This is a genomic window from Ochrobactrum sp. C6C9, from assembly GCF_022627935.1.
Lineage (GTDB): Bacteria > Pseudomonadota > Alphaproteobacteria > Rhizobiales > Rhizobiaceae > Brucella > Brucella teleogrylli.
Genome location: NZ_JABXGB010000006.1, coordinates 24,035 through 41,264, shown reverse-complemented (window position 1 = coordinate 41,264; position 17,230 = coordinate 24,035). Strand labels below are relative to the sequence as shown.

Sequence of the window (17,230 nt, the reverse complement as noted above, 5' to 3'; positions counted from 1 at the left end):
CAATCGGCTGCGAAATGACTCTATAATTGACTCCGTAACCGATACAATTTATAAGTTGTCACCATGACAAATTGGATTCCTGACCTATCGAGCAAAACCGGCCCGCTTTACCTGCAATTGGCGGATGCGATTGAGGAAGCGATCGGCAATGGTGGATTGCCTGCGGGCGTGAAACTGCCGCCGCAGCGCAATCTCGCTTACGATTTGAAGGTGACAATCGGTACAATCGGGCGCGCCTATGCGCTTGCCCATGAGCGTGGCCTCGTCACCGGTGAAGTCGGGCGGGGCACCTATGTGCTGGGTGAAGAGTCGTCCGAATCCGGGCTGGTTCCGCCCGGACTGATCGGTACGAAACCGGCTGACGTGCCAACGGGTAAAATCCGGCTCGATTCCACCTCGGCGCCCGAAGTCGGTCAGCATGATGTGCTGGCGCGGCTCAGCGCCGACATTCACCGCGATTTTCCGCAGGAGATTGCCAACTATTCGCGTCAGTTTCCGCAGCATTGGCTGGAAGCGGGCCAGAAATGGCTCGGCAGGGCCGACTGGCAGCCGGATCTCGACAATATCGTCATCACCAATGGCGCGCAGGCCGCAAGCATTGCCATCATCACGGCTTTCACCAATCCGGGCGACCGCATTCTGTTCGAAAACCTCACCTATGCGCAGATCAGCCGTTCGGTACGACTTCTCGGTCGTCGCACGATTCAGGCTGCGCATGATGAATATGGCCTCATCCCGGAGGAATTCGAGCGTGCCTGCCGCCAGCAGCACCCTACTTTGGCATTTCTCATGCCAACGCTGCACAATCCGACGCTTGCGACCATGACGGCGGAGCGCCGCCGCGCGATAGCCGATATTGCGCGGCGGTATAATGTCTGGCTCATTGAGGACGACATTTACGGCAGCATGTGCGAAAGCGACATTCCGCTCTTGGCAAGCTTTGCACCGGAGCGCACTTTCGTCGTGTCGAGCCTCTCAAAGGCGGTAGCCGCTGGCATACGCAGCGGCTGGGCCGCCTGCCCTTCGCATTGCGCGCAACGGGTCAAGGTCACGCACAAGATGATGACGGGCGGCGTGGCTTTTCTGCTGGCTGAAACCGGCGCACAGCTTGTGCTGTCCGGCGCCGCCGACGATATCCGCGAAAAAAGCCGTATAGAAACAAGAGCGCGTGAAGAAATCGCACGTCGTGTTTTCGCAGGCTTCGATTTCGTGTCCCGCCCCAATGTCCCATTTCTCTGGATGGGACTGCCCGAGCCGTGGCTCTCCGGCACATTCAAGGCTGCGGCCTATGAAAGCGGCATTTTGATTGACGATGAGGACGAGTTTAAAGCCGGTCGTGTCGATCAGATTTACCACCGCGTGCGCATCGCCTTCTCGTCCCCGGTAGACAGGAGCATTGTCGAAGACAGCTTTCTGACGTTGCGGCGTCTGCTTGAAAACGAACAGGCGGGCTATGAGGGCAGCGTGTAAACGCCGCCCCTTGCCGGGCTCATAGAGTTGCGATGCAGTCAGATGCTGAATCAGGCCGGGAAAGCGGCATTTTCCTGTCGCGCTTCCAACAGAGTTGGGTTAAAGAGACCCCTTGAAACCTTAGGTGTCCGCCCTTCGCCAGAAGTTTCCGGGTGCCACAGCCTGCGACGGGGTCCCTCATCTCCATGACTATTTCCAATAAGCGCGATATCACGCCGGAACTTATCGAAGCCCACGGTCTCAAGCCGGACGAGTATCAGCGCATCCTCGAATTGATCGGCCGCGAGCCGAGCTTTACTGAACTCGGCATTTTTTCGGCCATGTGGAACGAGCATTGTTCCTACAAGTCCTCGAAGAAATGGCTGCGCACGCTGCCGACCACCGGTCCGCGCGTCATTCAGGGCCCCGGCGAAAATGCAGGCGTCGTGGACATCGGCGACGGCGATTGCGTCGTCTTCAAAATGGAAAGCCACAACCACCCGTCTTATATCGAGCCCTATCAGGGCGCGGCGACCGGCGTGGGCGGCATTTTGCGTGACGTGTTCACCATGGGCGCGCGTCCCGTTGCTGCGATGAATGCGCTGCGCTTTGGCGAGCCGGATCATCCGAAGACCCGCCATCTGGTGTCCGGTGTCGTGTCCGGCGTCGGCGGCTATGGCAACGCGTTTGGCGTGCCGACCGTTGGCGGCGAAGTGAACTTTGACAAGCGTTATAACGGCAATATCCTCGTCAATGCTTTTGCAGCCGGTCTTGCCAAGCATGACGGCATCTTTTTGTCGGAAGCCAAGGGCGTCGGCCTGCCGGTCGTCTATCTTGGCGCCAAGACGGGCCGTGACGGCGTCGGCGGCGCGACCATGGCCTCGGCTGAATTCGACGAATCGATTGAAGAAAAGCGCCCCACCGTTCAGGTCGGCGACCCATTTACCGAAAAATGCCTGCTTGAAGCCTGCCTTGAGCTGATGGCGTCAGGCGCAGTCATCGCCATTCAGGACATGGGTGCGGCGGGCCTCACCTGTTCTGCTGTTGAAATGGGCGCAAAGGGCGACCTCGGTATCGAACTCATTCTCGATCATGTTCCGGTTCGCGAAGAGAACATGACCGCCTATGAAATGATGCTTTCGGAAAGCCAGGAGCGCATGCTCATGGTTCTGAAGCCGGAAAAGGAAGCCGAAGCCCAGGCGATCTTCCGCAAATGGGGTCTCGACTTCGCCATTGTCGGCAAGACGACTGACGATCTGCGTTTCCGTGTCATCCATCAAGGCGAAGAAGTCGCCAATCTGCCGATCAAGGATCTGGGCGACGAAGCGCCGGAATATGATCGTCCGTGGATGGAACCGGGCAAGCATGCGCCACTCCCGGCCAGCAATGTGCCGCAGGTGGAAGACTATTCGGCAGCGCTTCTCAAGCTCATCGGCTCGCCTGACCTTTCGTCGCGCCGCTGGGTCTATGAGCAATATGATACGCTCATTCAGGGCAATTCGCTGCAGGTTCCGGGCGGCGACGCCGGTGTGATCCGCGTTGAAGGCCATGACACCAAGGCGCTCGCCTTCTCGTCGGACGTGACGCCACGCTATTGCGAAGCCGATCCCTTCGAAGGTGGCAAGCAGGCGGTTGCCGAATGCTGGCGCAACATCACCGCGACCGGCGCAGAGCCGCTGGCTTCGACCGACAATTTGAACTTCGGCAATCCTGAAAAGCCGGAAATCATGGGCCAGCTCGTCAAGGCCATAGAAGGCATTGGCGAAGCCTGCCGTGCGCTCGATTTCCCGATCGTTTCGGGCAATGTCTCGCTTTATAACGAGACCAACGGTCAGGCCATTTTGCCGACGCCGACCATTGCCGGTGTCGGCCTTATTCCCGATTGGACGCAAACGGCCAAGATCGGCGGCATGCAGGACGGCGACACGCTGGTTCTGCTTGGCGGCGACGGCACGCATCTCGGCCAGTCGATCTATCTGCGCGACCTGTTCGACCGTGCCGATGGCCCTGCCCCGTTCGTCGATCTCGCGCTTGAAAAGCGCAATGGCGAATTCGTCCGCTCGGCAATCCGCAATGGTCAGGTTACGGCCTGCCACGATCTTTCCGACGGTGGACTGGCAATCGCTGTCGCCGAAATGGCGATCAAGTCTGGCAAGGGCGCAACCCTCAATGCTGGTGACGGCCTGCCGCACGCTGTTCTGTTCGGTGAAGATCAGGCGCGCTATGTGATCGCCGCCACGCCGGAAATGGCCAAGCTCATCGCGCTCAATGCCGAGGGTGCAGGCATTCCGTTCCGCATTCTGGGTCAGGTCGGTGGCGACCGTCTGACCATCGGCGATAGCGTCAATGTCGGCGTTACCGAACTGACGCGGGCTTTCGAAGGCTGGTTCCCGGGCTTCATGAGCGGTGAGTTGGTCAGCGATAACTGATCGTCGCTGAACCAGCAGAAGTTAAAACGCCCGGATGAACATCTCATCCGGGCGTTTTGCCTGTATGGACCACCTGTGTGGCATTTAAACATTAGACAGATACACATTGACGTTCCACGATGGTGCGATACGATTCGATGGGTAACAAGAAGCTGGAAACGGCGGGAGTATTTGCATGGCTATGGACGCACATGAGATCGAAAAACTGATACGCGAAGGGATTCCCGGCGCAAAGGTGACGATCCGCGACCTTGCCGGTGACGGGGATCATTATGCAGCCGAAGTGGTCGCGGAGAGCTTCCGCGGCAAGTCGCGCGTGCAGCAGCACCAGATGGTCTATGACGCGCTGAAGGGCAATATGGGCGGCGTGCTTCACGCGCTTGCCTTGCAGACCAGCGTTCCGGAGTGAACCGAAGCGCTTATTGAGCGGACAGCATCTGCTGCGGCAAGATGTTGCCCCTTCAATCCGGCACTTCGCGCGTATTTGACTTGCTTTCACCCCAACGGGGTGGTTACGAGCATGGAAATGATTATATTGGGAGAGACCTCCCAATTAAGCCGGAAATCGACCCGGCGAGTTTGTTTGAAGCGTGATGCGGCCCCATATGTTCCAACGACATTGGGCACACGCTCTGAAAGGAAACGAGATGACCGGCATTAACGATTTCATCGACAATGAAGTGAAGACCAACGACGTCGTGCTTTTCATGAAGGGCACGCCCGGCTTTCCGCAGTGCGGCTTTTCCGGTCAGGTCGTTCAGATCCTCGACTATCTTGGCGTCGACTATAAGGGCGTGAACGTGCTTGCCTCCGACGAGATTCGTCAGGGCATCAAGGAATATTCCAGCTGGCCGACCATCCCGCAGCTTTATGTGAAGGGTGAATTCGTCGGTGGCTGCGATATCGTGCGCGAAATGTTCCAGTCCAACGAACTACAAGCACTTTTTACCGATAAAGGTATTGCCACCAAGGCTGCTTGAGGATTAATAGCCGGTCATACGGCTTTAGTCTTAGCTTTTTACAAAAGGCGCCGTTTATCGGCGCCTTTTCGTTTTTATCCGACGGCAGTTTCTGCCAGGTGCCTCATTTTCGAGATTTCGACGTTCGTACCGCCCTTTACCGGCGCGGCGCGTCATTATGCCAAGGAATGTCAGTCATGCCGATCGACATAAAGAACGCCTCGCCGGACCAGAAGACATCCATACACGGGCGCGGCGAATTCATTGCACTGATCGCGGCCATCATGGCCATCAATGCGCTGGCAGTTGATATCATGCTGCCCGGCCTGCCGCAGATTGGCGCGAGCCTCGGCGTGCAGTCGGAAAACCATGTGCAATTCGTGATCACCGCCTATCTGCTGGGATTCGGTGTCTCGCAGCTGTTCTATGGGCCGCTGAGCGACCGGTTCGGTCGCCGTCTGCCGCTGTTCGGCGGCTTGGTGATCTATGTGCTGGCTGCGCTCGGTGCCGCCATGGTCACGGATTTCACCACGCTCATCATATTGCGCGTGCTTCAGGGACTGGGTGCCGCGGGCACCCGCGTTATTGCCGTTTCAGTGGTGCGCGACCGTTTTGCCGGTCGCCAGATGGCGGAAGTCATGTCGCTGGTGATGATGATCTTCATGATCCTGCCGGTCGTCGCACCCGCCACCGGACAGCTGATCATGCTGTTTGGCGAATGGCACCTGATCTTTCTGTCCATGGCCGTGATGGCGCTGATCGTCGGCATATGGGCCTTCATCCGCCTGCCTGAAACGCTGCCCACAGACCAGCGCCGCCCGCTGACCATCAAAAGCGTGATCGGCGGCTTCGGTATCGTGCTGTCGAACCGCGTCGCGCTGTTCTACATGCTTGGCACGTCGTTCATCCTCGGCGCGCTGTTCGGCTATATCAATTCTGCCCAACAAATCTTCGTGGATATCTACAAGCTCGGCTCCTATTTTCCGCTGGCGTTTGCTGCGGTCGCCATGACACTGGCGCTGGCGTCGTTCCTCAACTCCCGCCTCGTCGGACGGTACGGCATGCGCCGCATCTCCCAGTCCATGCTGCTGGTTTTCACCAGTTTCAGCCTGCTCTGGATGGTGCTGTCGATTGTGCTGGTCGATCCGGTGCCGTTCCCGCTGCTGATGGCGATCTACATGACCATCATGTTCTCGTTCAGCCTCGTGACGGCCAATTTCAACGCGCTTGCGATGGAGCCGCTTGGCGAAGTTGCAGGCACGGCATCGTCCGTTCTCGGCTTTGCCCAGACGGTCATCGGTGCTGCGCTGGGTGCGATCATCGGTCAGGCCTTCGACGGCACCACGACCCCGGTCGCCATGGGCTATGGCGTTCTTGGCTTCGTCGCGCTGATCTGCGTGCTGATCGCCGAACGCGGCAAACTCTTCCGGGTGCAGAACCCGCCTGCCGAACATGTGGTCGGTTGATTTTCAACGAGAATAAAAAACCCGCCATTCCGGCGGGTTTTGTTTTTACTCTTCCCAGAGCGCGGCCTGAATGGTCTGCCAGCTTTCCTTGCTCGGCGCGGCCAGTATGCCCCCGCCGATATGCGACGGGTGATAATCGCTACCGTCCCAGCGAGCGAGATGGCCGCCTGCTTCCTGATGGATCAATGCGCCGGGCAGATGGTCCCAGGGCATCAGCTTGTTATAGACCGCGAAATGCGCGCCGCCGGTCGCGAGAATGCGATAGTCATGCGCTGCACAGCGATACCCGATCTGCGACAGGAATTTCGTATGATTGCGCGCCAGACGTGACCGCAACGGTTCCGCCGTGTACTGCCACGAAATCGTGCCTGTCATCTGGTCGATAGCGGCGGGTGCTGCAACGCGCACCTTGCGCGTGCTGCCATTGGCATGGCGAATATAGCTGCCGCTGCCCTTTGTGGCCATGATCCAGTCATTGCCGACCGGATCGTGGATGATGCCGGCAACGGTCTCGCCTTTCGACACGACCGCCAGCATCACACCGAACAGCGGTACGCCGGATGCGAAATTGAACGTGCCGTCCACCGGATCAATGGTGAAAGCAAAATCGGCATCGCCGAGTCCGTCGAGCAAGGCTGGATTGTCGGAGCACGCTTCCTCGCCCACAATCATCGCATCGGGATAGCGTTCTTTCAGCTTTGCGGTGATAAAGCGCTCTGCATTGACGTCGGCTTCCGTCACCAGATCGGCGGGGGACGTTTTCTGCCGGATATCGTCCGCGTCGAGCGTGCGGAAACGCGGCATGATTTCCTGCTGGGCAGCTTCTGCCAGAAGATCAGCAAGCCAGTCGATCTGGCCTTCATCAAAGCGCACTGTCATTCCCTTCATTCTTCTCGTCATGCGGACCAGCCATCAGGCCCGCGAAATCGAATAGCTTGCGGTCCAGAAGATGGCTCGGGCGCACATTGGTCATGGCGCGGATCATCGTGTCCTTGCGGCCCGGCATGCGCTTTTCAATATCCGTCAGCATGGCCTTCATGGCATTGCGCTGAAGCCCTTCCTGGCTGCCGCACAGGTCGCAGGGAATGATCGGAAACTGCATAGCCGTCGCAAACTTTTCCAGATCGTCTTCCGCCGCATAAGCCAGCGGGCGGAACACCATCAGGTCGCCTTCGTCGTTCAGAAGCTTCGGCGGCATGGCGGCAAGGCGTCCGCCATGAAACAGGTTCATGAAGAAGGTTTCGAGAATATCCTCGCGATGATGGCCGAGAACGATGGCCGAGCAGCCTTCCTCGCGCGCAATGCGATAGAGATTTCCGCGACGAAGGCGCGAACAGAGCGAGCAATAGGTGCTGTTCTCTGGCAGCTTTTCCGTCACGATCGAATAGGTGTCCTGATATTCGATGCGATGCTCTATACCATAGCGGTTCAGGAAATCCGGCAGAATGTGCTTTGGAAAATTCGGCTGTCCCTGATCCAGATTGACCGCGAGCAGTTCGACCGGCAGCAGGCCGCGCCATTTAAGATCGAGCAGCAGCGCCAGCAGACCGTAGGAATCCTTGCCGCCGGAAAGACAGATCATCCAGCGCTCACCGGGCTTCACCATAGCAAAGTCTTCGATAGCCTGACGCGTCAGACGCAGAAGGCGCTTGCGCAGCTTGTTGAATTCGACCGAAGCGGGCACGTCGCGAAACAGCGGATGGCAACCGTCTCCACCGGTCTCTTCAGAGATACCGGGCAAATTATCTGGCGCAATATTCGGATCGAAAGCGTTCATGGCTCTTCTCGGATGCTGTCTGGTATAGCGCTTTACATACAGAAAAGCCGCCCATGGGGAAACCATGGACGGCCATTTCTTTGCGATAAGTGGTGCCCGAAGGCGACCAGATTAACGCGAGTAGAATTCGACCACGAGGTTCGGTTCCATCTGGACGGCGTAAGGCACATCCGTAAGGGTCGGAACGCGGGCGTAGGTCGCAACCATCTTGTTGTGATCTGCTTCGATGTAGTCAGGCACATCGCGTTCTGCGAGCTGAACAGCTTCGAGAACAACAACCAGCTGCTTCGACTTTTCACGAACTTCAACAACGTCACCAGCCTTCAGGCGGAAGGACTGGATGTTGACGCGACGGCCGTTCACGTTCACGTGACCGTGGTTGATGAACTGGCGTGCAGCGAAGATCGTCGGAACGAACTTTGCGCGGTACACAACAGCATCCAGACGTGATTCGAGAAGACCGATCAGGTTTTCACCCGTGTCGCCCTTGCGGCGAGCGGCTTCGTCATAGGTCTTGCGGAACTGCTTTTCCGAGATATCGCCGTAGAAACCCTTGAGCTTCTGCTTGGCGCGCAGCTGCACACCGAAGTCCGAGAGCTTGCCCTTGCGGCGCTGGCCGTGCTGGCCCGGGCCATATTCACGACGGTTAACCGGGGACTTCGGGCGGCCCCAGATGTTTTCGCCAAGACGGCGATCAATCTTATACTTTGCGGATTCGCGCTTGCTCATCGCATTTCCTTCAAAAAGTTAGTGCGCCATACGGCGCAGACAGGAAACGCGCCCTCCTCTGCCCTCCGTTTTCGAGGACTGACAGGATGAAGCGCGCGAGCGCAATCTTCATCCACGGGACACGTCAAATGAAACGCCAGCGCGTTAAAGCGCCAGCGATGGCGGGCTTTTAGTCATGTGCATGTCATCTTGTCAAGTTCGAACGCTTGCCAAAGCCCAGATAACCGGGCGTTTAAAGCGCTTTTCGCCGTCTTTTGCAACATATTGCCATTAAGCGTGAAGGAACGCGGCTTCTCTTTGCGGCATTATGCAGTCGGGGCTGTAGAAAATGAGGTATTCATTGGTGTTGCTGGTCCTACCCCGTTTCCTATCCCGTAGAAATTCAACTGCCGCTGTTCTCCTCCTCAGTTTCCTCGGTTTTACGGGAGAAACGGCTCTTTATCCTCAGCCCGCGCAGGCGCAAAACTTCATCGAAAAAATCCTGAAGCGCGATGCGCAAAAGGCAAAGCAACAGCGCAAGCGCCCGTCGGCCAAGCCGCAAAAGAAACGGCAGGAAAGAAAGCCGCCAGCCCGGCAGGATAAAGCTCCGACAAAGCCCGCGCCACAGTCAGCATTGCCTGTTGTCGTACCGATTCCGACACCGGCACCCAGACCGGAGCCTACTCCCGAATCGAAGACCGAGGTAGAGCCCGCCGTCATCATTCCGCCTGAAAAGCCCACCCCGCCACAACAGGCGGAGCCAGAACAGCCGCAGCCTTCAAAACCTGCCGCTGATGGACGCGTCTATCAGGTGGCGTGCCCCGCGCTGATTTCCGGCGAAGTAGAGGGCAAACTTCTGACACCCATCGAAGACGGCGCGCAATGCGGTCTCCATTCGCCGCTCTCGCTGACGGCAATCGGCAAGAATGAGCCGCTCAAGCTTGCCAATCCCGTCACGACGAACTGCGCCATGGCGGTGACACTCGCCCAATGGAGCAACGACGTTAAAAACGCAGCACAGGATATCTACGGCAAGGACATCAAGATTACCCAGATCGGCACCGGCTCTGATTATCAATGCCGCAAGGTGAATGGCGCATCCACGGGCCGCGTCTCCGAACATGCTTTCGGCAATGCGCTCGACATCATGTCCTTCACATTCTCGGACGGCAGCAAGACGCAGCTGGAAAGCGGCTGGAATGGCGCCGACAAGGAAAAGGCCTTCTGGCGCGCTGTGCACGGCGCAAGCTGCAAGCTTTTCATGACCGTCATCGGCCCGGATGGCGATGCGGCGCACCGCACCAACATGCATCTTGATCAGGGATGCCACGGCAAAAGCTGCACGGCCCGGATATGCCAGTGAGAAAAGTGCAGAACCGCCCGGGATTCATAAAAAAATCCAAATCCGGTTTCTAGTTTGATGCGGTATTATCGATTCCAGAACGGGTCCGCCTGAGTCAGAATCGCTGGAACCGCTCTCGTTGCCTATTTTGCAGGGTTTCCGAAAAGGATATGGGCATGCAATTGACCAAAATTATACTTTCCACCATTTGCGCCATTGGCTTTGTGACCGCCGCCCACGCGGACGCTGTTCCGAAGCGCTCGAAAGATTTTACGGGTAATTACCAGACATTGGTCAAGGACCAGCAAGCCTCGCCACAGGTGGCCGACTGCGTGGCCAGCGGTTATGATCTGGTGAAAAAGGACAAGAAATACGACCGTCTGGGCTTCACAAAAGACGATATTTCGTCGGCCACAACCAATGACACATCATCGAAGTTCAGCGCCAAGGACCCGCGCAAGGTCTCAGCCGTCATCTCGGTGCCGGGCGAAGCGCGTATCAAGAGCACGGGCTATAAATGGGATGGCGTCAATCTGCGTTGCGGCATCACCAATGGCAAGTTGACGGCCATCGAGGTGGTTCAAACCAAAGCCGCACAATAATTTGACCGGCGACAGCCACGCAGAACCGAGCACCTGATCCCAAGTCAGGTGCTCTTTTTGTCGTCGACATGCTGAGGCAGACCTTTGCGCTTGGTCTCGGCGAATTCTTCCAGTTCTTTCTCGCTCATCGATTCGTACATCTCTTTCGATGCGCCGATTAACTCGCTGACCTTGATCTCGCCGCGCTTGGCCGCCAACGCAGCACCGGCAGCCTTTTGCTGGGCTTGAGATTTTGCAGGCATGAACTCTTCTCCTGTTGCGCCGCCCCAAGGCCAACGCGACGGATAGAAATCAGTTCCCGCCGCTAGTCCTGCTCACTGTCGAAACGAGCGCGCGCACTGCGTAGCGATGCCCGGTTTGCAACCGCCCATTGCCCCAAACTGTCGATAGGCCCCGCCAGCGAATGACCAAGCTCGGTCAGCGAATATTCGACTTCCGGTGGTGAAGTCGGTCGTACATGGCGCGAAACCAGCCCGTCGCGTTCGAGCGAACGCAGCGTGACCGTCAGCATACGCTGCGAGATTCCTTCAATTTCTCGCCGTAAGGCATTGAAACGCATGGAACCGCTCTGCAAGCTGAAGATAACAAGAATGCTCCACGTGTCGCCAACCCGGTCGAGCACATCACGGATCGGGCAAGAACCCTTGCCGTCCGTCTCAAAGGCCGGTGTGGAAGACAAAAGCGGCGTCTTGGCGTCTGGTCGTGTCGGTATCGTCATAGTCACTCTTATCACATACTCGCTTGTTGGGATCAAACCGGATGCTTGCGTCTGCCCTTCCGCCAAGCCCATGGGCTAACACCCCCACACGTCCAAACGTCCTTATCTTGCCTTTTGGACGGTTACTTCCATGTTTCCTACCCATGTAGAAGTGCGTTCTTCACAAGCCCGGTAGCCTGACATATGTAGTTACCAGAAATAACCTGATTATTAAACATACCTTAAATGGCTGAACTACAAAAGCGTAAGGAAGGAACTGGAATGGCTAAAATCGCACTGATTGGCGCAACGGGTTTTGTTGGCGCAGCAATCTTGAAGGAAGCCGCATCGCGCGGCCATCATGTTACGGCGCTGGTACGCCACCCGGAAAAGGTGGAAAAGCTTGCCAACGTGACCGCCGTGAAAACGGACGTGTACGACACGGATGCGCTCGCCAGCCAGCTTTCAGGACATGACATCATCATTTCCGCATTCAATCCCGGCTGGGGCGACACGAATATTCGTGAAAACCACATAAAGGGCAGCCGCTCGATCAACGAGGCGGCCAAGAAGGCAGGCGTCAAGCGTCTGATCGCGGTCGGTGGTGCTGGTAGCCTGTCGATCAACGGCCAGCAACTTGTCGATTCCGCCGAATTCCCGGCAGAATGGAAAGAAGGTGCTCTGGGCGCCCGCGAAGCGCTGAACGAGCTGCGCAAGGAAAGTGGCCTCGACTGGACCTTCGTGTCGCCAGCGATCATTCTTCAGCCGGGTGAACGCACGGGCAAATATCGTCTTGGCGGTGACGAGCCGGTTTTCAACGACAAGGGCGAAAGCACTATTTCGGTCGCTGATCTGGCTGTCGCTATCGTCGATGAGGCCGAACAGGGCAAGCATATCGGCAAGCGTTTCACCGCAGCCTATTGATTACTGCTTCTTGATCGCATTTCTGCTTTAAAAGCAAAGCCGGACGGTAAATGCCATCCGGCTTTAGAGCGCATCCCGAAAAGTGTGAAACGGTTTTCGGAACAAGATGCGCTTTAAAAACAGAGAGTTAGAGCGACGATCTGATCCAATCAGATCGAAACGCGCTTTAACGTATCAAAACAACCGGCGGAGACCGCATGGAACTCGGAATCTATACTTTTGGCGATCTTGGTCCAGACGTGGAAACCGGAAAGCCGATCTCGCCGCAACAGCGCATCAGCAATCTGATTGAGGAAATCGAGCTGGCCGATCAGGTGGGGCTCGATGTCTTCGGCCTTGGCGAACACCATCGGCCCGATTATTCGGTATCCGCACCCGCCGTTGTTCTGGCTGCTGCGGCCTCGCGCACTAAAAACATCCGGCTGACGAGCGCAGTCACCGTCTTGTCGTCCGACGATCCCGTGCGCGTTTACCAGCAGTTTTCGACGCTGGACCTGATCTCGAATGGACGCGCTGAAATCATGGCCGGACGCGGTTCGTTCATCGAATCCTTCCCGCTCTTCGGGTACAATCTCGACGATTACGACACGCTTTTTGCCGAAAAACTCGATCTGCTTCTGACGATCCGCGACAACGAACGCGTGAGCTGGACCGGGACGACGCGCGCAGCCATTGACGGGCGTGGTGTCTATCCCCGTGGCGTGCAGGAACAGCTGCCCATATGGCTCGCCGTTGGCGGTACGCCAGCTTCCGTCGGTCGCGCCGCCCTGCTCGGATTACCATTGGCTCTCGCCATTATCGGCGGCTATCCGGAACGGTTTGCCCAACTGACCGATTTTTATCGTGAAGCTGGCGCAAAAGCGGGTCATGCGCCGGAAAAGCTCAAAGTTGGAATCAATTCGCATGGCTATGTGGCTGAAAACGCTCAACAAGCAGCGGATGAATTCTATCCGTCCTATTCACAAGTCATGGCAAAGCTTGGCCGGGAACGCGGCTGGCCGCCGACCACGCGAGAGCAATTCGACGCAATGCGCGAACCGCGTGGATCTCTTCTGGTGGGCAGTCCGCAGCAGGTCATCGACAAGATTCTCGCCCAACACAGCTACTTCAAGCACGACCGCTTTTTGTTCCAGACAGCGCTCGGCAATCAGCCGCATAAATATACGATGAAATCGATTGAGCTGTTCGGCACCAAGGTTGCGCCGGAAGTTCGCAAAGCGCTCGGCGTGGTATCCGCGACATGAAAAAAGCCCGGTCTCGCGACCGGGCTTTTTTAAACCAGTTCCACGTCCACGACGCCCTGAATGGCTTTCATTGCGCTCGCAATCTGCGGGCTGACGCGATAACGGTGCGGTAGTTCGATTTCGACTTCGCGCTGCCCATTGTCCTTGATGACGATGAGGCTGACCTGTCCATCGCCGCGCGTGTTGAAATGCGGCGCGATATGGCGAATCGCTTCCGCCGAGCGCAGATAAAGCCGCAGCGCCTTCTGCATGCGGCAGGCCTCGTCTTCCAGCGATTGCACGGTCTGGATGCGCAAACCGATACCTTCCGGGCGATCCTCCGCCTGCACCGTGATCACCACCGATTTCCCGCTTTCTAGAAGATCGCGATATTGCGCGAGCCCTTCCGAAAACAGCACGGCTTCAAACTGGCCGCTGGCATCCGACAATTGCACAATGCCCATCTTGTTGCCGGTGCGGGTCTTGCGCTCCTGACGCGCCGTCACCGTGCCCGCCAGACGCCCGGCATTGGCGCCGCGCTTCACCGCAGCCGAGAAATCAGCCCAGCTTTGCACGCGCATACGATCCAGAACCGCGCGATATTCATCGAGCGGATGCGCCGACAGATAGAAGCCGACCGCCTGAAACTCGCGATGCAGCATTTCCGACGGCAGCCAAGGTGCTGCCTGCGGCAGAATAAGCTGTTCCTTCGGCGCACCCGACAGGCCGAAAATATCGGACTGGCCGCTGGCGGCATTTTCCTGTGTACGCTGGGCAAAGCCCATGATGCGGTCCATGCCCGCGCTCATTGCCGGGCGTTCGCGCTTGAAGCAATCCATCGCGCCCGCATTGATCAGGCTTTCCAGCACGCGACGATTGACGATCCTCGGATCAATCCGCTCGCAGAAATCCTCAAGGCTTTCAAACGGCTTCTGGGCGCGAACATCCACAATATGGTCGACAGCAGCTTCACCGACGCCCTTGATGGCAGCCAGTGAATAGAAAATCTGCTTCTCGCCCACTTCAAACGGACGGAACGAGGTCATGACCGAAGGCGGCACGACCTCGATCCCCAGACGATTCGCTTCGCGGCGGAAATCGTTGAGCTTGTCGGTGTTCGACATATCGTAGGTCATCGACGCGGCCAGAAATTCGACCGGGTAATGCGCCTTCATATAGGCTGTCTGATAGGAAACGATGGCATAGGCCGCCGCGTGTGACTTGTTGAAGCCGTAATCGGCAAACTTGGCAAGCAGATCAAAGATCATATTCGCCTGAGCCTTGTCGACGCCGCCATCAATAGCGCCCGAGACGAAACGGACGCGTTGCTTGTCCATTTCCTCGCGAATCTTCTTACCCATGGCGCGACGCAGAAGGTCAGCTTCGCCGAGCGAGTAGCCCGACAGCACCTGTGCGATCTGCATCACCTGTTCCTGATAAACGATAACGCCTTGCGTTTCCTTGATCAGGTGATCGATCTTCGGGTGAATGGAAGCGATTTCCTCTTCACCATTCTTGCGCGCATTATAGGTCGGGATGTTCTCCATCGGACCGGGACGATAGAGCGCGACGAGCGCAATAATGTCCTCGATCCGGTCAGGACGCATGCCGAGCAGCGCTTTACGCATGCCAGCACTTTCAACCTGAAACACGCCGACGGTTTCGCCGCGCGACAGCATTTCATAGGTCAGCTCATCGTCGAACGGCAGCCGAGTCAGATCGATGTCGATCCCCTTGCGCGCTACAAGCTTGACCGCCGTTTCCAGCACCGTCAGCGTCTTCAGCCCGAGAAAATCGAACTTGACCAGACCCGCTTGCTCCACCCACTTCATATTGAACTGGGTGACTGGCATATCGGAACGCGGGTCGCGATACATCGGCACCAGTTCCGACAGCGGACGGTCGCCGATCACGATACCGGCGGCGTGGGTCGAAGCGTGGCGATAGAGACCTTCCAGCTTGAGCGCCATATCGAGAAGCCGCCCAACGACCGGTTCCTTCTCGCGTTCCTCGGTGATCTTCGGCTCGGTTTCGATGGCCTGAGCCAGCGACACCGGATTGGCTGGATTTTGCGGCACCAGCTTGCAGAGCCGATCCACCTGCCCATAGGGCATTTCGAGAACGCGGCCAACGTCGCGCAACACGGCGCGCGCCTGAAGCGTACCGAAGGTTATGATCTGGGCGACCTGATCACGCCCGTATTTCTCCTGCACATAGCGGATCACCTCTTCGCGACGATCCTGACAGAAGTCGATATCGAAGTCGGGCATCGATACGCGGTCCGGATTGAGGAAGCGTTCAAACAGCAGCGAGAAGCGCAGCGGATCGACGTCCGTAATCGTCAGGGCATAAGCGACGAGCGAACCCGCACCCGAACCACGGCCCGGCCCGACCGGAATGCCATGCGCCTTGGCCCATTTGATGAAGTCCGCAACGATCAGGAAGTAGCCGGGGAACTTCATGCGGGTGATGATGCCGATCTCATATTCGAGACGTTCGGCATATTGTTCCGGCGTATAGCCTTCGGCAAGGCCCACGCTTTCCAGCCGCATCTGCAAGCCCTCACGGGCCTGTCGTGCAAGTTCTTCTGCTTCCGCAGCGACAGCGGCTTCAGGATCGTCGGATTCACCCGTGAAGCGTGGCAGAATTGGAGCGCGGGTTTGCGTGTACCAACTGCAACGCTCCGCAATCTCAATAGTGTTGTCCAGCGCCTCGGGCAAGTCGGCAAACAGCGCCGCCATTTCGGCGCGGCTTTTCAGATAATGATCCGGCGTCAGGCGGCGGCGATCATCATTGGAAAGGATCTGCCCCTCGGCGATGGCCAGCAGCGCATCATGGGCTTCGTAGTCCTCCGCCTTGAGGAAGAACGCCTCATTGGTGGCCACCAGAGGCAATTCCATCTCATAGGCTAGCGCAACAGTCTTGGCTTCCAGAGCACGGTCATAGCCCGCATAACGCTGTAACTCGACATAAAGCCGATTGCCGAATGTCTCATGCAGGAACGCCAGACGCGATTGCGCCCGGTCTGGCCGGTCTGCCGCAAAAGAGCGACCGATTGGCCCGAGCGGCCCGCCTGACAGGACGATAACGTCCTTGGCGAGTTCTGGCAGCCAGCCTGCATCTATATGGACCGGATCGCCCGCAGGCGTATCCAGAAACGAGCGACTGACCAGCCGCACAATATTCGCGTAGCCCTCTTCCGTCGAAGCAAGCAGGACGAGAGGAGCGAGATCAAGCGCGAGCCTGCGATTGACGCTGCGCCCATTGTCGTTGTGGTCGCCGAAGGCAACATCGACCTGACAGCCGATGATCGGCTGCACACCATCCTTCGATGCCTTCTGCGCAAATTCGAGTGCACCAAACAGATTGTTGGTGTCCGTTATCGCGATAGCCGGCGCTTCGTCGGCAATCGCCTGTTTGATGACCTTGCCGAGCGGCAATGCGCCCTCGAGCAAGGAATAGGCCGAATGAACACGCAGATGCACAAAACGCGGCGTGGAAACGCTTCCACTGGCTGCATTGTCTGCTGCTGCATCATTCATTCTATTCACCCTGATCAAACCGAACCGTGCGGGTGGACATACACCCGTTTCATAGGACCGCCTACTGAAATGCTGCTGGTCGCCGGCGACTCTGTCGCCTGAGGCTTTCAGT

At 57.6% G+C, this 17,230-nt stretch carries 15 protein-coding genes; 9 read left to right on the top strand and 6 right to left on the bottom strand.

Annotation, left to right across the window (positions count from 1 at the left end; translation table 11 throughout):
• The first annotated feature begins 63 nt into the window (after positions 1–63).
• From HWD97_RS06265 to HWD97_RS06245, 5 genes are all read left to right on the top strand, one after another.
• Entirely contained in the window at positions 64–1,470 is a 1,407-nt protein-coding gene (locus HWD97_RS06265) for a PLP-dependent aminotransferase family protein (protein ID WP_109368820.1), read from the top strand.
• A gap of 185 nt (positions 1,471–1,655) precedes the next feature.
• Positions 1,656–3,878, top strand: coding sequence for a phosphoribosylformylglycinamidine synthase subunit PurL (gene purL, locus HWD97_RS06260; protein ID WP_109368819.1), 2,223 nt, complete (start codon positions 1,656–1,658; stop codon positions 3,876–3,878).
• A 175-nt stretch (positions 3,879–4,053) separates the two neighbouring features.
• The gene (locus tag HWD97_RS06255) at positions 4,054–4,287 is read left to right on the top strand and encodes a BolA/IbaG family iron-sulfur metabolism protein (protein ID WP_007874594.1); all 234 of its coding nucleotides are present in this window, start codon (positions 4,054–4,056) and stop codon (positions 4,285–4,287) included.
• A gap of 238 nt (positions 4,288–4,525) precedes the next feature.
• A complete protein-coding gene (gene grxD / locus HWD97_RS06250) occupies positions 4,526–4,858 on the top strand; it encodes a Grx4 family monothiol glutaredoxin (RefSeq protein ID WP_078338449.1) in 333 nt (110 codons plus the stop codon).
• Between the two features lie 176 nt (positions 4,859–5,034).
• On the top strand, positions 5,035–6,303 hold the full coding sequence (locus HWD97_RS06245; protein ID WP_121535875.1) for a multidrug effflux MFS transporter: 1,269 nt from the start codon (positions 5,035–5,037) through the stop codon (positions 6,301–6,303).
• Positions 6,304–6,348: 45 nt separating this feature from the next.
• Here HWD97_RS06245 and HWD97_RS06240 read toward each other — a convergent pair whose 3' ends face one another.
• The 3 genes from HWD97_RS06240 to rpsD form a co-directional block, all read right to left on the bottom strand.
• Positions 6,349–7,176, bottom strand: a complete 828-nt coding sequence (locus HWD97_RS06240; protein WP_109370211.1) for an inositol monophosphatase family protein — start codon at positions 7,174–7,176, stop codon at positions 6,349–6,351.
• Positions 7,166–8,080: a tRNA 2-thiocytidine(32) synthetase TtcA gene (gene ttcA / locus HWD97_RS06235; protein WP_109368817.1), complete on the bottom strand. Its 915-nt coding sequence runs from the start codon at positions 8,078–8,080 to the stop codon at positions 7,166–7,168. The genes HWD97_RS06240 and ttcA overlap by 11 nt, the downstream gene beginning before the upstream one ends.
• 111 nt (positions 8,081–8,191) lie before the next feature.
• On the bottom strand, positions 8,192–8,809 hold the full coding sequence (gene rpsD, locus HWD97_RS06230; RefSeq protein ID WP_078338446.1) for a 30S ribosomal protein S4: 618 nt from the start codon (positions 8,807–8,809) through the stop codon (positions 8,192–8,194).
• Positions 8,810–9,137: 328 nt separating this feature from the next.
• Here rpsD and HWD97_RS06225 point away from each other — a divergent pair, with 328 nt between their 5' ends.
• Together HWD97_RS06225 and bspC are read left to right on the top strand one after the other, a co-directional pair.
• Positions 9,138–10,151 carry an extensin family protein gene (locus HWD97_RS06225; RefSeq protein WP_371834877.1) on the top strand — a complete coding sequence of 338 codons (1,014 nt, stop codon included), beginning with the start codon at positions 9,138–9,140 and terminating at the stop codon, positions 10,149–10,151.
• A 155-nt stretch (positions 10,152–10,306) separates the two neighbouring features.
• Positions 10,307–10,732 (top strand): type IV secretion system effector BspC, encoded by a 426-nt coding sequence (gene bspC / locus HWD97_RS06220; RefSeq protein WP_109370210.1) that lies wholly within the window; start codon positions 10,307–10,309, stop codon positions 10,730–10,732.
• A gap of 44 nt (positions 10,733–10,776) precedes the next feature.
• Here bspC and HWD97_RS06215 read toward each other — a convergent pair whose 3' ends face one another.
• Positions 10,777–10,974: a DUF3008 family protein gene (locus HWD97_RS06215; RefSeq protein ID WP_109368815.1), complete on the bottom strand. Its 198-nt coding sequence runs from the start codon at positions 10,972–10,974 to the stop codon at positions 10,777–10,779.
• Positions 10,975–11,036: 62 nt separating this feature from the next.
• Positions 11,037–11,450, bottom strand: a complete 414-nt coding sequence (locus HWD97_RS06210; RefSeq protein ID WP_109368814.1) for a helix-turn-helix domain-containing protein — start codon at positions 11,448–11,450, stop codon at positions 11,037–11,039.
• A 261-nt stretch (positions 11,451–11,711) separates the two neighbouring features.
• Between HWD97_RS06210 and HWD97_RS06205 the strand changes: the two genes are divergently transcribed.
• Both HWD97_RS06205 and HWD97_RS06200 read left to right on the top strand, forming a co-directional pair.
• Positions 11,712–12,353: an NAD(P)-dependent oxidoreductase gene (locus HWD97_RS06205; RefSeq protein WP_109368813.1), complete on the top strand. Its 642-nt coding sequence runs from the start codon at positions 11,712–11,714 to the stop codon at positions 12,351–12,353.
• Between the two features lie 197 nt (positions 12,354–12,550).
• Positions 12,551–13,597: an LLM class flavin-dependent oxidoreductase gene (locus tag HWD97_RS06200; protein WP_109368812.1), complete on the top strand. Its 1,047-nt coding sequence runs from the start codon at positions 12,551–12,553 to the stop codon at positions 13,595–13,597.
• Positions 13,598–13,626: 29 nt separating this feature from the next.
• Here HWD97_RS06200 and dnaE read toward each other — a convergent pair whose 3' ends face one another.
• Positions 13,627–17,118: a DNA polymerase III subunit alpha gene (gene dnaE, locus HWD97_RS06195; RefSeq protein WP_109368811.1), complete on the bottom strand. Its 3,492-nt coding sequence runs from the start codon at positions 17,116–17,118 to the stop codon at positions 13,627–13,629.
• Between the last annotated feature and the right edge of the window lie 112 nt (positions 17,119–17,230).

Bases quoted from the DNA above. Each gene is read 5' to 3' on its own strand.
- HWD97_RS06265 (WP_109368820.1), top strand. From the start codon at position 64: ATGACAAATTGGATTCCTGACCTATCGAGCAAAACCGGCCCGCTTTAC.
- purL (WP_109368819.1), top strand. From the start codon at position 1,656: ATGACTATTTCCAATAAGCGCGATATCACGCCGGAACTTATCGAAGCC.
- HWD97_RS06255 (WP_007874594.1), top strand. From the start codon at position 4,054: ATGGCTATGGACGCACATGAGATCGAAAAACTGATACGCGAAGGGATT.
- grxD (WP_078338449.1), top strand. From the start codon at position 4,526: ATGACCGGCATTAACGATTTCATCGACAATGAAGTGAAGACCAACGAC.
- HWD97_RS06245 (WP_121535875.1), top strand. From the start codon at position 5,035: ATGCCGATCGACATAAAGAACGCCTCGCCGGACCAGAAGACATCCATA.
- ttcA (WP_109368817.1), bottom strand. From the start codon at position 8,080: ATGAACGCTTTCGATCCGAATATTGCGCCAGATAATTTGCCCGGTATC.
- rpsD (WP_078338446.1), bottom strand. From the start codon at position 8,809: ATGAGCAAGCGCGAATCCGCAAAGTATAAGATTGATCGCCGTCTTGGC.
- HWD97_RS06225 (WP_371834877.1), top strand. From the start codon at position 9,138: ATGAGGTATTCATTGGTGTTGCTGGTCCTACCCCGTTTCCTATCCCGT.
- bspC (WP_109370210.1), top strand. From the start codon at position 10,307: ATGCAATTGACCAAAATTATACTTTCCACCATTTGCGCCATTGGCTTT.
- HWD97_RS06215 (WP_109368815.1), bottom strand. From the start codon at position 10,974: ATGCCTGCAAAATCTCAAGCCCAGCAAAAGGCTGCCGGTGCTGCGTTG.
- HWD97_RS06210 (WP_109368814.1), bottom strand. From the start codon at position 11,450: ATGACGATACCGACACGACCAGACGCCAAGACGCCGCTTTTGTCTTCC.
- HWD97_RS06205 (WP_109368813.1), top strand. From the start codon at position 11,712: ATGGCTAAAATCGCACTGATTGGCGCAACGGGTTTTGTTGGCGCAGCA.
- HWD97_RS06200 (WP_109368812.1), top strand. From the start codon at position 12,551: ATGGAACTCGGAATCTATACTTTTGGCGATCTTGGTCCAGACGTGGAA.
- dnaE (WP_109368811.1), bottom strand. From the start codon at position 17,118: ATGAATGATGCAGCAGCAGACAATGCAGCCAGTGGAAGCGTTTCCACG.